This is a genomic window from Burkholderiales bacterium, assembly GCA_036262035.1.
Taxonomy (GTDB): Bacteria; Pseudomonadota; Gammaproteobacteria; order Burkholderiales; family SG8-41; genus JAQGMV01.
Map to the genome: position 1 here is coordinate 177,762 of DATAJS010000015.1, position 14,202 is coordinate 191,963.

The 14,202-nt window shown below is 67.9% G+C and carries 14 protein-coding genes and 1 pseudogene; 8 read left to right on the top strand and 7 right to left on the bottom strand.

Annotation, left to right across the window (positions count from 1 at the left end; translation table 11 throughout):
- The first annotated feature begins 16 nt into the window (after positions 1–16).
- The 3 genes from VHP37_19465 to VHP37_19475 all read left to right on the top strand — a co-directional run bounded on the left by VHP37_19465 (position 17) and on the right by VHP37_19475 (position 3,199).
- Complete coding sequence (locus tag VHP37_19465; GenBank protein HEX2828542.1) at positions 17–982, top strand: tripartite tricarboxylate transporter substrate binding protein; 966 nt, start codon at positions 17–19, stop codon at positions 980–982.
- Positions 983–1,097: 115 nt separating this feature from the next.
- Positions 1,098–2,267, top strand: coding sequence for a cupin domain-containing protein (locus VHP37_19470; protein ID HEX2828543.1), 1,170 nt, complete (start codon positions 1,098–1,100; stop codon positions 2,265–2,267).
- 293 nt (positions 2,268–2,560) lie between these two features.
- Positions 2,561–3,199, top strand: a complete 639-nt coding sequence (locus VHP37_19475) for a tripartite tricarboxylate transporter substrate-binding protein (GenBank protein HEX2828544.1) — start codon at positions 2,561–2,563, stop codon at positions 3,197–3,199.
- Here VHP37_19475 and VHP37_19480 read toward each other — a convergent pair.
- Positions 3,085–3,354, bottom strand: a complete 270-nt coding sequence (locus tag VHP37_19480; protein HEX2828545.1) for a hypothetical protein — start codon at positions 3,352–3,354, stop codon at positions 3,085–3,087. The genes VHP37_19475 and VHP37_19480 overlap by 115 nt on opposite strands.
- Before the next feature lie 94 nt (positions 3,355–3,448).
- A pseudogene (locus VHP37_19485) lies at positions 3,449–3,841 on the bottom strand (aldolase/citrate lyase family protein).
- Between the two features lie 192 nt (positions 3,842–4,033).
- On the opposite strand from VHP37_19485, the gene VHP37_19490 reads away from it, so the two are divergent.
- Positions 4,034–5,008, top strand: coding sequence for a tripartite tricarboxylate transporter substrate binding protein (locus VHP37_19490; GenBank protein HEX2828546.1), 975 nt, complete (start codon positions 4,034–4,036; stop codon positions 5,006–5,008).
- A 117-nt stretch (positions 5,009–5,125) separates the two neighbouring features.
- On the opposite strand, the gene VHP37_19495 is transcribed toward VHP37_19490, so the two are convergent.
- Positions 5,126–6,763 (bottom strand): ATP-binding protein, encoded by a 1,638-nt coding sequence (locus tag VHP37_19495; protein HEX2828547.1) that lies wholly within the window; start codon positions 6,761–6,763, stop codon positions 5,126–5,128.
- A gap of 128 nt (positions 6,764–6,891) precedes the next feature.
- Between VHP37_19495 and VHP37_19500 the strand changes: the two genes are divergently transcribed.
- Together VHP37_19500 and VHP37_19505 are read left to right on the top strand one after the other, a co-directional pair.
- Complete coding sequence (locus tag VHP37_19500) at positions 6,892–7,902, top strand: patatin-like phospholipase family protein (protein ID HEX2828548.1); 1,011 nt, start codon at positions 6,892–6,894, stop codon at positions 7,900–7,902.
- Positions 7,868–8,794, top strand: coding sequence for a hypothetical protein (locus VHP37_19505; protein HEX2828549.1), 927 nt, complete (start codon positions 7,868–7,870; stop codon positions 8,792–8,794). The genes VHP37_19500 and VHP37_19505 overlap by 35 nt, the downstream gene beginning before the upstream one ends.
- Positions 8,795–8,800: 6 nt before the next feature.
- Here the strand turns inward: VHP37_19505 and VHP37_19510 are convergent, their stop codons facing one another.
- Positions 8,801–9,562: a hypothetical protein gene (locus VHP37_19510; protein ID HEX2828550.1), complete on the bottom strand. Its 762-nt coding sequence runs from the start codon at positions 9,560–9,562 to the stop codon at positions 8,801–8,803.
- Positions 9,563–9,649: 87 nt separating this feature from the next.
- Here VHP37_19510 and VHP37_19515 point away from each other — a divergent pair, with 87 nt between their 5' ends.
- Together VHP37_19515 and VHP37_19520 are read left to right on the top strand one after the other, a co-directional pair.
- Positions 9,650–9,823: a TauD/TfdA family dioxygenase gene (locus VHP37_19515; protein ID HEX2828551.1), complete on the top strand. Its 174-nt coding sequence runs from the start codon at positions 9,650–9,652 to the stop codon at positions 9,821–9,823.
- A gap of 85 nt (positions 9,824–9,908) precedes the next feature.
- Positions 9,909–10,064: a hypothetical protein gene (locus tag VHP37_19520; GenBank protein HEX2828552.1), complete on the top strand. Its 156-nt coding sequence runs from the start codon at positions 9,909–9,911 to the stop codon at positions 10,062–10,064.
- On the opposite strand, the gene VHP37_19525 is transcribed toward VHP37_19520, so the two are convergent.
- From VHP37_19525 to VHP37_19535, 3 genes are read right to left on the bottom strand one after another with little or no spacing between them, the layout of a single operon-like run.
- Entirely contained in the window at positions 10,065–12,296 is a 2,232-nt protein-coding gene (locus VHP37_19525; GenBank protein HEX2828553.1) for a molybdopterin cofactor-binding domain-containing protein, read from the bottom strand.
- Entirely contained in the window at positions 12,293–12,775 is a 483-nt protein-coding gene (locus VHP37_19530) for a (2Fe-2S)-binding protein (protein ID HEX2828554.1), read from the bottom strand. The genes VHP37_19525 and VHP37_19530 overlap by 4 nt, the downstream gene beginning before the upstream one ends.
- Positions 12,772–14,103, bottom strand: a complete 1,332-nt coding sequence (locus tag VHP37_19535) for a cytochrome c (GenBank protein HEX2828555.1) — start codon at positions 14,101–14,103, stop codon at positions 12,772–12,774. Before VHP37_19535 ends, VHP37_19530 begins: the two co-directional genes overlap by 4 nt.
- Between the last annotated feature and the right edge of the window lie 99 nt (positions 14,104–14,202).

Consider the following 14,202-nt stretch of genomic DNA (forward strand, 5'->3'; position numbering starts at 1 on the left):
CCACGGAGGAGGAAGCATGCAGCACGTAAGACGTGTGGGTGTCGTCCTGTTCGTTTGTGCCGCAGTCGGCCCCGCGATCGGCGCCGAACACTACCCGGCGCGGCCCGTCCGCCTCGTCGTGCCGTTCGCGCCGGGCGGGCCGAGCGATACGCTGGCGCGGCTCCTCGCGCAGAAGCTCACCGATACGCTCGGTCAGGCCGTCGTCGTCGACAACCGCGGCAGCCCCGGCGGCATCGTCGGCTTCGAGATCGCCTCCAGAGCGGTGCCGGACGGTTACACGCTGCTGCTGGGCGGCGGCAGCGGCCTCACCCAGAATCCCAGCCTCTACAAGAAGCTTCCGTACGACGCGATGCGCGATCTTTCGCCGATCACGCGCATCGAATCGGGACCGAACCTCCTGTGCGTGCACCCGTCGGTGCAGGCGAAGTCGGTGCAGGAACTCGTCGCGCTCGCCAGGTCGAAACCCGGCCAGATCAACTTCGCTTCCGCCGGCACCGGTAACCGCCTCGCTTCGGAGCTCTTCAAGATCCACGCCGGTGTCGACATCGTGAACGTGCCCTACAAGGGCACCGGGCAGGCGATCATCGATCTCGTCGCGGGCCAGGTGCAGATGATGATGATGAATCCCATCAGCGCGCTGCCGCAGATCAAGGCCGGCAAGCTGCGCGGCCTCGCGGTCACGACCTTGAAGCGCAGCGCCGCCTTTCCCGATACGCCGACGATCGCCGAATCGGGCTTCCCGGGATTCGAGGTGAATTCGTGGCACGGCTTCTTCGCGCCGGCGAAGACGCCGGCGATCATCGTCACGCGGCTCAACTCGGAGACTCTGAAGATACTCGCGATGCACGACGTGAAAGACCGCTTCGCGATCGCCGGCCTCGAACCCGCAGGGACGACGCCGCAGGAGCTCACCGCGTATCTGAAGAGCGAAACCGACAAGTGGGCGAAGATCATCAAACAAGTAGGGATAAAGCCGGAATGAGATTCCGGCTTTCCCCGACGGGGTGGCGGTAAACGAACGGGAGAAACCCATGGTTTCCCCCGTAGGCCCCCTTCCTTAAAGTCAAAAGCGCAGTTTCGGATAGGAGAGAGCGGACATGGCGGTCACACCGATCAGGCGAGTGGTCACCGGCAACGACGCGAGCGGCAAATCGAAAGTGGCGTGGGACGGCCCGGCGCCCAGCGTGCACGACGACAGTCACACCGGCGCGGGCCGCGGGCACATCGACTTCTGGGTGTGGAACGATCCGTTGATCGCGCTCAACGGCGCGACCGACGACGGCAATCTCGGCTACGACTTCCCGGGGCCGGTCGACGGCGGCCACTGGCGCGTGGTGCAGGGGCCGCCGGTGCCGCGCGGCTACGACCGCTCGAAGGATCCGCTCTACGTGCCGCCGCACGAAGCGAAGCGTCACGGCGTCGGGCCGCGCTGGGACCGCGGCGGCAGCACGTCGCACTCGGGCGGCATGCACAAGACCGAGACCGTCGATTACGCGATCATCCTCGACGGCCAGCGCACCCTCGTGCTCGACAGCGGCAAGGTGACGTGGCAGCCCGGCGACATCGTGATCGACGTCGGCGCGTGGCACCAGTGGCTGTCGGAGAGCGAGGACGCCGGCGGCCGCGTCGCGTTCGACATGATCGCCGCGCGCTTTCCCGACGGCCCCGTGGGATTGATCCAGGGCGACGACAAGCCGCTGCAGCCGCCGGCGGATCGCAAGCTGCCCGCGGGTGTTACGCCGGTGCGCCGCATCGTCATCGCCGACCGCGAGCCGTGGAAGTCGTGCGTGATCAGCGACGGTCCGTGCCCCGACATCCGCCTCGATCCCGCGCGCCCCGGCTACGCGGTGCAGCGCATGTGGGTGACCGAAGGCACGCCGTGCCGGATCGTCGCCGAGTCGCTGCACCTTCCGAACGTGCTGGTGCCGCCGCCGGCCGGCTCGGTGATGAACGTCATCAACCTCCCGCCCGATGAGAGCTGGAAAGGCAAGGTCGATGCGAACGACGTGCGCGCGTGGTACACGTCGGTCGGCGCGTCGGAAATCTCGACGTATTCCGCGAGCGGCAAGCATCCGTACACGCAGAAATCGCGCACCGCCGACTTCGTGATCGTGCAGGAAGGCGAAGTCGTCCTGGTGCTCGACACCGAGGAAGTCCGGCTTTCGAAAGGCGACTTCATCGTCGTACGTGGCCAGAACCACGCGTGGAGCAACCGGACGTCTTCGCCTGCTGTCCTTGCGGTGGCTTCCCACGACGGAAAAGCTTGACGGCGTTATTGACCGCCAAGGACGCAAAGGACGCAAGGGAAAGCCAAAACCAATTCGTACGAGGAGGGTGTCGAATGAACGTGCAGTTCACGTTGCCTGCATCGCGTGACGAACGTGGATCGACCGACCGGAGCAAACGCTTTTCCTTTGCGTCCTTTGCGGTTCAAGCTTTTGCTTTTGCAGTTTGCGCACTGTCCGCGCAAGCGGCGACCACACAGTGGAAACCCGAGCAGGCGGTCGAGCTGGTCGTCGGCAGCGCGCCCGGCAGCGGACCGGACCGCAATGCGCGCTTCATGCAGAGCGTCCTGCAGAAGCTGAAGTACTTCGACGCCCCGATCACGGTGGTGAACCGCGCGGGCGCCGGCAGCGCGCTCTCGGGTCTCTACGTCAACAAGTTCGAGGGCAACGGACACTACGTGCTGCTCTCCGGCAAGGCGCTGGTCGTGAGCGACCTCATGGGCCGGCTGCCTTTCCAGTACACCGACCTCACCCCGCTCGCGCACCTCATGGACGAGTACATCGGCGTCGCGGTCAAGGCCGATTCGCCGATCCGGTCGGGACGCGATCTGCTCGATCGCCTGAAGAAGGACCCGGCCGCGCACAGCGTCGCGGTGGCGACCGCGCTCGGCAACGCCAACCACCAGGCGGTCGCTTCGGCGATGAAGGCGAGCGGCATCGATCCGCGCAAAGCCAGGACGGTCATCTTCAACTCGGGCGGCGCGGCGATGACCGCGCTCCTCGGCGGACACGTCGACGTCGTTCCGGTTTCGGTGGGACTCCTCACCAGTTCACCCGTCACCGCCTTATCCGTCACTTCTTATCCCAGCGCCTTTCGCAATTCCCCCGTCACTCTCGTCCCTTCGGCGAGTATGAAAGCGATCTCGCTGTTGGTCGTGATGAAGCGGCAGCCCTTGCGGATGAAATCGACCTGACGCTCGAGGTTGCGGTCGCCGCCGACGCCGGGGATCTTGCCGTGCTTCCTGCACGCGGCGATGACCTTGTCGAGCGCGGCAATGTGCTCGGGACAGCCGAACTTCCCCGACAGCCCGAGCGCGGTGAGGAGATCGTTGGAGCCGACGTGAATCACGTCGACGCCGTCGACCGCGGCGATCGCCTCGACGTTTGTCCAGCCCTTCCTGCGTCTCGATCATGCACACCACCAGCGTGTTCTCCTGCAGCGCGGGCACCGCTTCGGCGGTGTTGAGCGGCCTGAAATCGAAGATCGGGTAGCCGCCGCCGACCGAGCGTTTGCCCAGCGGCGGGAACTTCGCGCGGCCGACCGCGCGCTGCGCCTCGGCCGCGTTGTTGACGTCGGGGAAGACGATGCCGGTGACGCCGTTGTCGAGCAGCACCTGGGTGTCGGGATCGTCGCAGCTGCGCACGCGCACCAGCGGCGCGATGCCGACGCCGAGGGCCGCCTGAGCGATGTGGCCGACGGTCTCGACCGTGAACAGCGAATGCTGGCAGTCGATGAAGATGAAGTCGTGGCCGGTGGTCTTGGCGATGCGCGCGATGTCGCCCGAGCGGGCGAGGCGCACGTTCATGCCCAACGCGACCTTGCCGGCGAGCAGCATCTGTTTGAGGGGATTGGGGGCCGAGGCGGCGATGATTCTCTCCTTCAGGGACGTGTTTCGGCAGTGCAGCAGAGGATAGCACCCCAGGGCCGGTCCACCGAAACGCACCGGCAACCGTTATGTCACGGCGTGCTATGCTGCCGCGGCGCCGGACTGAACCGCCCGGCGAGAACATCAACGAGGAGGTAAGTCATGCAGAGCAGAACGAAGCGCGCCTGCGCGCTCGCCGTCGCGGCCGTGTGTTGCGGTCTCGGAGCGGCACCGGCCTTCAGCCAGCACTATCCGAGCAAGGTGGTGCGCGTCGTCGTGCCCTTTGCCCCGGGCGGCGGCAGCGACATCACCGCACGCGCTTTTTCGACCAAGCTGTCCGAATACCTTGGACAACAGTTCATAGTCGACAACCGCGGCGGCGCCGGCGGCCTGATCGGCATGGAGATGACCGCGAAGGCGCCGCCCGACGGCTACACGATCATGATGATGTCGGGCAGCTTCTCCGCGACCTCCGCGATGCGCCAGCCCGCTTTCGACCCGATCAATTCGATCATCCCCGTGGCGGAGTTCGGCTACACGCCGTTCGTGCTGACGGTGCACCCGTCGCTGCCGTCCAAGACCGTGAAAGAGCTGATCTCGCTGTCGCGCACGACCAAAGGCGGTCTTTCCTACGCCGGCACCGGCACGGGCGGCGCGACCCACCTCGCCACCGAGCTCCTCTGCAGCATGGCGAAGATCAAGATGGTGCCGATCCAGTACAAGAGCACCGGCGCGGCGATGGCCGACCTGCTGTCCGGCCAGGTGCCGGTGATCGTCGGCAGCCTGCTGCCCGTCACGCCCCACCTCAAGACCGGCCGTCTGCGCGGCCTCGCGGTGACCACGGCGAAGCGCTGGCACACGCTGCCCGACCTGCCGACCGTCGGCGAGACGCTGCCCGGCTACGAAGTGGTGCTGTGGTTCGGCACGATGGCGCCGCGCGGCACGCCGCAGCCCATCATCGACGCGCTCAACGGGGCGATCAACAAGGCCCTGAAGGATCCGGACATCGCGAAGTCGCTCGAGCGCGACGGCATGATCGCGAGCGGCGGGCCGCCCGCCAACTTCGGCAAGCGCATCCGCGGCGACTACGACAAGTGGACGAAGCTGGTGAAAGAGGCGGGGATCAAGATCGAGTAACGGTCGAAAAAAGTGACGGGTAGTGCGGTGACGGATAATGCAGTGACGGATAAAGCGGTGACGAAAAGCGTTCGCTCGTAACCACCCGTCACCGCTTCATCCGTCACCGCCCATCCGTCACCTCTTCTCAGCCGTCGCGCCCGCGACGGCGGCAATCAGCTTCTCAACATCCACCGGCTTCACCAGGTGCGCCTCGATGCCCGACGCGCGGCTCTTGGCGCGGTCCTGGTCCAGGCCGAAGCCGGTGACCGCGACCAGCCGCGGGCCGTTCTCCCCGAATTCGTCGCGTATGCGGCTCGCGAGCTCGTGGCCGTCCATGACGGGCATGCCGATGTCGAGCACCACGACGCCCGGTTTCAGCTTTGCGATGAGCGAGATCGCCTGCAGCGCGTCGTTGGCGATCGTCACTTCGTGACCGACGGTCGACAGCACTTCCGCGACGAGCTCGGCCGCGTCGCGGTTGTCGTCGACCACGACGATCTTCTCGCTCTTCTGCGCGGCCGGCATGCGCGAGTCAGGAGCCGTCCTCGCGTGCTCGGCGCGGGCGAGCGCCGGCAGCGTGACGATGAACTCGCTGCCGTGTCCGGGGCCGGGGCTCGACACCTTGATCGCGCCGCCGTGCAACTGCACGATCGCCTTCACGAGCGCGAGACCCATTCCCAGCCCGCCGGGCCTCGCGTCGGCGCCGGAGCGTTCCTGTAAAAAGAGGTCGAAGACGCGCGGCAGCGTCTCGGCGTCCATGCCGCAGCCGTTGTCGGTGACGGCGATCGCGATCTCGTCTTCCTCGCGCCAGGCGCGTACGCCGACGTGGCCCCCGGGCTCGGTGAATTTCGCGGCGTTGGCGAGCAGGTTCGCGACGACCTGCGTGAGCCGCGCGGGATCGCCGTCGACCGTCAGTCCCGACGCCGGCACCTCGATCCTGAGGTAATGCCGCCGCTGCTCGAGCAGCGGGCCCGCGATCTCGACCGCTTTCGCGACGATCGCCGCGACTTCCACCGGCTCGCGCGCGAGCTCGACCTTGCCGCGCGCGAGATACGACACGTCCGAAAGATCGTTGGCGATGCGCGTCAGCCGCTCGACCTGGCGCTGGATGATCTCGTATTCGCGCGGCAGCTCCCCGCCCGAGCGCAGCCTGGTGAGATTGAGCGCGGTGACGATGGGCGCCAGCGGGTTCCTGAGCTCGTGGGCTAGCGTCGCGAGAAACTCGTCGCGGCCCTTGCGCGCCTGCTCGCGCTCGTGCGCCAGCCGCGCCGAGTTGAGGCCGCTCGCGGCGAGCGTCACCGCGGCCTGCAGCACCAGCGATTGCGTGGGGCTCGGAAAGTCGGGGTCGCTCGATGCGACGCAGACCGAGCCTTCGCCGAAGAAACCCATGTCGTACGACAGCATGCGCAGTGCGCCCACCGGTGTCGCGTCGAGCAGCGTCGGCGGCCCGCTGTGCGGCCTGCCCGCCGCGTCGACGAAGCACCGCCACGCGGGGTGCGAGTCTTCGACGAACGCGCCGCGAATGCGCAGCACGCACGACAGGCTCTCGCCGGGCGCGAGGCGCGCGCAGACGTAGCACGCGTCCAGCGACAGCGCCGATTCGAGCGTCTCGCACAGCACGCAGAGGATCGATTGCGGCTCGCGGCCGTTCCAGATCGCCGGCAGGGCGAGGAGCCGCATCAGGTCGCGCACACACACCTGCAATTCGGCGAGCGTCGCGCTCTCGCTCGCTCGCCGCTCCGGACCCGGGAAGTCGACGACGCTGGTGGCCATTGGTGTCATCGCTGTAATAAAAGCGAAAGATCTGTTCAGCAACCTGCATGCCCAATCTCTTGCTGCACTGCGGCACGCGATGTGCTCCATCCGGCCGCACGCCCACGTACCGGGCGAGGAGAGAAAGCATGCGACAAAGCCTCATCGCGCTCGCGCTGCAGGGCGGCGGCTCTCACGGCGCCTACACGTGGGGCGTCCTGGACCGGCTTCTCGAAGAGCCTGACATCGAGATCGAAGCGCTGAGCGGCGCGAGCGCCGGCGCCATGAACGCGGTGGTGCTCGCCCAAGGTTACACGGAAGGCGGACGCGCCGGCGCGCGCGAAGCGCTCGAGGCGTTCTGGACCGCGGTGAGCGAGCGCATGGCGGGAACCGGAATCGCCGCGTCGGCGCCGCTGTGGCCCGACGCGACGCGGACCTACGTCTCGATGACGCGCTACTTCTCGCCGTACCAGCTGAACCCGTTCAACCTGAACCCGCTGCGCGACATCCTCGCCGAGCAGGTGGATTTCGAGCGGCTGCGCAAGCGCGGCCGCATCCGGCTCTTCGTCTCCGCGACGCGGGTGCGCGACGGCGCGCTGCGGATCTTCACCAACGACGACCTCACGCTCGATTCGCTGCTCGCTTCGGCGTCGATCCCGAGCATGCACCACAGCGTCGACGTCGACGGCGAGGCGTACTGGGACGGCGGCCTCACGGCCAACCCGCCGGTCAGCGCGCTCGTCTACGGCTGCAAGGCGCGCGAGGTCGTCGTGGTGGTGTTGAACGGCGCGAGCGACGAGGTCCCGGCGACCGCCGAGGCCATACGCGAGCGCCTCGGCACCGTGAGCTTCAGCTCCGCGCTGTCGAACGAGCTGCACTCGATCGCGCTGGCGAAGGCCGAGGCCGGGCGCGCGCGCTTTTGCGTGGGCCGCGTCGACCGCAGGCTGCGCACGGTCAAGCTGCACCTCGTCCACGCCGATGGGCTCGATCCCGCCACGCGCCTGAAGACCGACGCGAGCTTCGTCAGCGCGCTGCGGGACGAAGGCCGCGCCCGTGCCAGCGCGTGGCTCGCGGAATCGGGGGCATGTGCATTGCACCGCGCGAACGCAAAGCGAGGAGAGTCGTATGCGTCTGGTCAAGGTCAGCGCGCCGCGGGGTAAAGCGGCGGACATCGCACGTCTTGCGTTCGAGCAGGGCATCTCGGACGTCACCATCCAGCAGGTCGAGCAGCAGAAAGCAGGGCAGCCGCCCGAGCCTCGCGAGACCGTCGACGCCAAGGTGTCGACGCCGCAGGGCAAGGCGTTCATCGACGCGGTGCTGTCGGCGCCCTTCTTCGATCGCCGCGAGTATGCGATCGAGATCCGCGAGCCGCGATCGATCCTCAAGGGAACGCCGACGCGCGACATCACCAGGCCGGTGCCTGCGCCGCTCACCGACATCGACGAGGAGCTCTACCAGTTCACGCACGTCACCTACAGCTTCGTGCTGCGCGTGCTGATCGCCTCGCTGCTGCTGTCGTACGGCATGGTCGGCGAGAACCTGCTGCTGATGATCGGCGGTCTGCTGTTCCTGCCGTTCACGCCGCTCATCCTGGCGTGCGGTTTCGGCGCGCTGACGCGGCAGTGGGCGCTCGTCGGCCACGCGCTCGTCGCGCTCGTTGCCGCGATCGCGCTCATCTTTGCGGGCGGCCTGGTCGTCGCGGCGTTCGCGCAAGGGCCGATCCTCTTCGACGACTTCCCGCCGATGGTGACCGGGTTCGCGTTCTCGTTCGCGATCGGCATCGCTTCGTCGCTCGCGACCGCCGACGACGTCGGCCGCCGCGAGCTCGTCGGGCTCGCCGCCGCCTCGCAGCTCGCGCTCATTCCCGCGTGGCTAGGGCTGGGCGTCATCTACGGCTTCGACGGCACCGAGGGTCAGAAGCTCGCATCGTTCGGCGTGAACGTCGTCGCGCTCGTCGCCGGCGCGATCGCGGTCTACGGCTACCTGTTCGCGCGCGGCGAGCTTTCGCACGCGGCGGCGCTGAAGAAGGAAGGCGACGCGCTGGAGCCGTAGAGCCCGTCATTCCCGTCTGCGCGGGAATCCATTTCCGGCAAGCTCCCTCTGCCACTCGCTCAGGCGGCTCTCGCCGAAGCTGAACGCGTCAGCGCGGCCGATGCGGTGCAGCGCGCCCCAGAGCGCGGCAAGGTTGGCGGTGATCACCGGCTTTCCGATCGCACGCTCGAGCGCTCCGATGACTTGCATCGTATGCACGCCGGTGCCGCTCACGAACAATGCGTCGGCGTCCCCTCGAGCGGCAGCGCGCGCACCGAGCTCGCACATCGCCTCCGCCGGGACTTTCTTGAGTTGCGTGGCCTGGTCGACGCCCAGGCATTCGACGGAGAGGACTTCGAAGCCGTGCGCGATCATGAAATCGGCCGCCGTTTGCGTCGTCGCGGGCGGATACGGTGCTGCAAGCCAGAGCCGCCGCGCGCCGACCGAGCGCAGGCAGCGCACCGCAGCCTCGGCGGCGGTCATGCCGGGCGCGCCCGCCGCTTCTCCGATCAGGCGCGCGATCGCGATGTCGCCCTCGATGCCGCCGACGTAGCTCGATGCCGTGTGCCCGTGCACCACCAGGTCCAGCTCGGCCTGCTGCAGCGATGCGGCCGCGCCGATCGCGTTGTCTCTGGTTTGTCGCATGGCGTCGGAATCGATGGCCTGATTCGATCGGGGAATGTGGCTCGTGTGCACGGTGACGCCGTTCGGCAGCGAGCGATAGAACTCCACTTCCATCACGACGTTGCTGGAGGGTACGAGCAGGCCTATGCGTTTGGAATCTGCCATCGCTTACCGGGCGCTCACGATGAGCGCATCGTCGATCATGATCGAGTATAGAATTCCCGCAACGCGCATCCCATCGGAGAACGCGCCATGTCCGTCACTCTCGAAGACGAACGCTTAGTCTACCGCCACCAGTGGAGCGCGGGCGACCCGCTCATGTGGGACAACCGCTGTCTGCTCCACTGCGCGAACACCAATTTCGATGCGACGCGCTTTCCGCGCGTCCTGCAGCGGACGTGTCTGCGCGGGACGGCGCCCGCCTGATCGCGTCCGCGACGGGTCAGGTGAAGCTTCTGAAAGTTTCGATGTGAACAGTCTTGTCGTCGGTCTTTTCGCAGGCGTCTTTGGAATGGCCTACTTCGTTTACGGGAAGCGGCAGACCAGGCTCGTCCCGATGATTGCGGGTCTGCTGCTGTGCGTCTATCCGTATTTCATCGACAGCCTGCTTTGGCTCTGTGTCGTCGGCGCCGCCCTTCTCGTCGCGCCCTTTGTGATCGACTTGTAGTCAGATTCCGACGGTGGCTTTGACTCTTGCGCGAGTGAACGGCAGCTCGCGCAATCTCACGCCGAGCGCATCGGCAACGGCGTTCGCGAGCGCGGCCGCAACCGGGCCCTGCGCCGCTTCGCCCGCGCCGAGAAACGGCGAGCCGGGCCGCGTGATGACGTGCACGTCGATCGCTTCGGGGACGTTCGAGAAGCGCAGGATGGGATAGGTGCTCCAGTCGCGGCTCCGGATGCGCGTGGCGTCGAACGCCACCGACTCGCACAGCGACCACGACAGCGACTGGATGATGCCGCCTTCGGTCTGGTTGCGGATGCCGTCGGGATTCACCGCTTCGCCGCTGTCGATCGCCGCGACGACCCGGATCGGTCGGATGTGGCCGCTCTCGCGATCGGCTTCGACTTCCATCGCGATCGCGCAGTACGACGCATGGTTCTTGTACCGCGCATAACCGAAGCCGCGCCCGCGGCCGCGCTGCTTCTGGAACCTGCCCCAGCCGAAACGCTCCGCGGCGGCGGCGATCACGTCGCGCGCGCGCGGGTCGTCCATGTGCCGCAAGCGGAAATCGACCGGATCGACGCTTGCGGCGAGCGCGAGCTCGTCCATGAAGCTCTCGAGCGCGAACACGTTGTGATACGCGCCGAGCGCGCGCAGCGCCGACACGCGCAGCGGCATGGCGGGGATGAAGTGGTGGATGACGCGCGCGTTCGGAAAGGTGTAGCCCGGAATCGCGTTGCGGTCGCCGCCGCCGTTGGGCAGCGGGATCGGCTTGGGGACGGGCTGCGCGAACGGGTTCTCGATGAGCCACGCCGGCGCGAGGTTGCCCGCGGGCGCGGGCCGCTGGTTGTGGCCGTGGCTCCACACCTCGTAGTGCCACTCCGCGACCTTGCCGTTGTCGAGCTTCGCGCGCGCGTTCGAGATCATCATCGAGCCGTACGGCTCCCACGAGTGCTCGTCCTCGCGCATGTACTGGAGGCGCACCGGGCGGCCGGGAAGGGCCGAGGCGAGCAGCGCCGCGTCCGCGCCCGCGTCGTCCGCCGCGTTGTGACCGTAGCACCCGGAGCCTTCGACGTGGATCACGCGGATGCGCTCGGGCGGCATGCGCAGCATCTCGGCGATGGCGGCACGCAGCGGATAGGCGCCCTGCGTGTGCGACCAGACCGTCAGCATGCCGTTCTCGACCTGCGCGACCGCGCACGACGGGCCGATCGACCCGTGCATCTGGTAAGGCCTGCGATAGGTCGCGCTGATCGTGCCGGTGCCGATCGCGGTTTCAGCGGGGCCGCCGAGGTCGACGTAGTCTTCGGCCGGCAGCTTCTGGAACGCTCCGTAGGCATCGTTCGGCGGCAGCAGCGTCGCCTGCTCCTCCCACTTCGCCGCCTTCGCCAGCGCGCGCATCGCCTGCACCGCCTGGTATTCGCGCTCGGCGATCACCGCGAGATAGTTGCCGTTGCGCACGACCTTCACCACCCCGGGCATCTTCTCGACGCCGGAGTTGGCGATCGACACGAGCCTCGCCCTGTAGCTCGGCGGCCGCACGACGCGCGCGTGGACCATGTTCGGCAGCCTCAGGTCCTGCACGTACGCGAGCCCGCCGGTGACCTTCGCGGGGATGTCGACGCGCTGCATCGACTTGCCGATCACGCCGCGCGTGGTCCTCGCATCGCGCAGCGGCGAGTGCGGGCCCGCTTCGACGTGCAGCGTCTCGTTCGTGACGAGCTGGCCGTAGGTGACGCTGCGTCCGTCCCTGGCGCGGATCGCGCCGAGATGCACCGTGAGGTCGGCGGGCGGGACGTTGAGGCGTTCCGACGCGAGCTTCACCAGGATCGCGCGCACCTGGGACGCCGCATGCATGATCGCGGTCGCGCTCTGCTCCATCGACTGGCTGCCCGCGGTATAGCCTTCGTTCGCGGTGCGCGCGGTGTCTGCGGTGACGAGCGTGATCGAGCGCGGCTCGACGACGAGCTCTTCGGCGGCGACCTGGAGCAGCGCGGTCTTGATGCCTTGCCCGAGCTCGGCCTTGCCGGTGAACACGGTGATCCCGTTGTCGGCGTCGATGCGTATCCAAGCATCGAGCAAAGGCGTCGTCTTGAGACTGCCGGGGAGCCCGGGTGCTTTGGGCGGGCCTTCGCCCGCGAGCGCCAGCGCGGGCGCGATCGCGAAGCTCACCACGAGCGCGCCGCCGCGCGCGAGGAACTCGCGGCGGGTCAGCGGTTGCGTCACGAAATCGTTCATTTCGCGCCGCCGCCTTTCGCCTGCTTCATCAATCCCGCGGCGCGCTCGACCGCACGCAGGATGCGCATGTGCGTGCCGCAGCGGCAGAGGTTCGGGTTCATGTGCCGGCGGATCTCCGCCGGCGTCGGATTGGGATCGCTTTCGAGCAGCGCCTGCGCGCGCATCATCATCCCGGGGATGCAGTAGCCGCACTGCGCGGCCTGCTCCTCGATGAACGCGCGCTGTACCGGGCCGGGGTTGTCGAGCGTGCCGAGGCCTTCGACCGTCTTCACGCGGCGGCCGGCGAGCGCCGCGATCGGCGTGACGCACGAGAACACCGGCTTGCCGTCGACCATCACCGTGCACGCGCCGCACTGTCCGAGGCCGCAGCCGAACTTCGCGCCGTTGAGCTGCAGGTGATCGCGCAGCACGTAGAGCAGCGGCGTGGTCGGGTCGGCATCGATGTCGACGTTCTTGCCGTTCACATGGAGTCTGATCATCGAGCCTCTTTCGCGAGCTGCGCCCGCACCTTCCGCACCTCGCGCTCCAGGTTTCTCCACTCGGGCCGGTCGGTGCAAGTCGCGCGCACGTAAGCCGCGATCGCGGCGACCTGCGCGTCGGTGTATGCGCCGGAGAATCCCGGCATGAAGGCGCCCGCATCGCCGTCGGCGGGTGCGAGGCCCTGCAGCACGATGCGGATCAGGTTCGAAGGCGCCGGCAGGGAGGCCGACGAGCTCAGCGCGAGGTGCAGCGCTTCCGACGAAGGCGCGCCCGGATTGCGCGATGCGCTGCCGTGACACTGTGCGCACGAGCCTGCATATAACGCGGCGCCCGTTCGTAGCGCGCCGTCGCCCGGCGCGTGGGGCTCGGGCGCGCCCTCCGCTTCGGCGGCGCGCGCCATCGCGGCCTGCGCGCGGCGCTGCCGTTCGAGATCGGGCGCGCCCATCACGCTCGCGATGTAAACCGCGATCGCGCGCACTTCGCTTTCGGGAACGCTTCCAAGGTTGTGGACGACGGGCGTCATCGGCCCCGCCGCGGTCTCGTGCCGCGCATCGGCGCCGGACCTGAGATAGCGGTAAAGGCTTTCCTCGGTCCACGGCACCGGCGCGCGCGACTGCGCGTCGATCGCCGGGGCGTGCCAGCCTTCGGCCTCGCCGCCGGCGAGCGGCATCTTGCGCTTTTCCGCGCCGAGCAGGTTGCGCGGGGTATGACACGCGCCGCAGTGCGCGAGCCCCTGCACGAGGTACGCACCGCGGTTCCACTCGTCGCTCTGCGCGGTGTCGCTGCGAAATGCAGCCGGCCGGAAGAACAGGATCTTCCAGCCCGCGATCAGCGACCGGAAGTTGATCGGGAAATAGACTTCGTTGGCCGGCGTCTCCGCGCGCACCGGCTCGCGCGTCATGATGAACGCGTAGAGCGCCCGGATGTCGTCGTCGCCGAGCAGCGTGAAGTGGTCGTAGGGAAAAACCGGATAGAGCTGGCGGCCGTCGCGCGCGACGCCTTCGCGAACGGCGCGCGTAAACGCCTCGAGCGACCAGCGGCCGATGCCGGTCTCTGGGTCGGGGGTGATGTTGGTGCCGTAAATCGTGCCGAACTGGGTGCGCAGCGGAAAACCGCCCGCATACGCGCGGCCGCCCGGCGCGGTGTGGCACGCGACGCAGTCGCCGAGCGCGGCGAGATAGGCGCCGCGCTCGATCGTCGCGGCTTCGAACGAGGCGCGCGCAGGCGGCTCGATCGGCGCGATGCCGGCGCGCCAAGAAAATATGGCGAAGACGGCGCCGACGAAAAGCACCAGCACCAACAGGATGAGCAGGAAGCGGCGGATCATGTGCGTTCGATGCGAGCGGTGCGCCTCGTGCAATTTCAGTGCCGCTAGGCAGGGGATGCTGCAGTGCAGGCTCACCGTTTGCTGAAGCAAGCGGCCCAC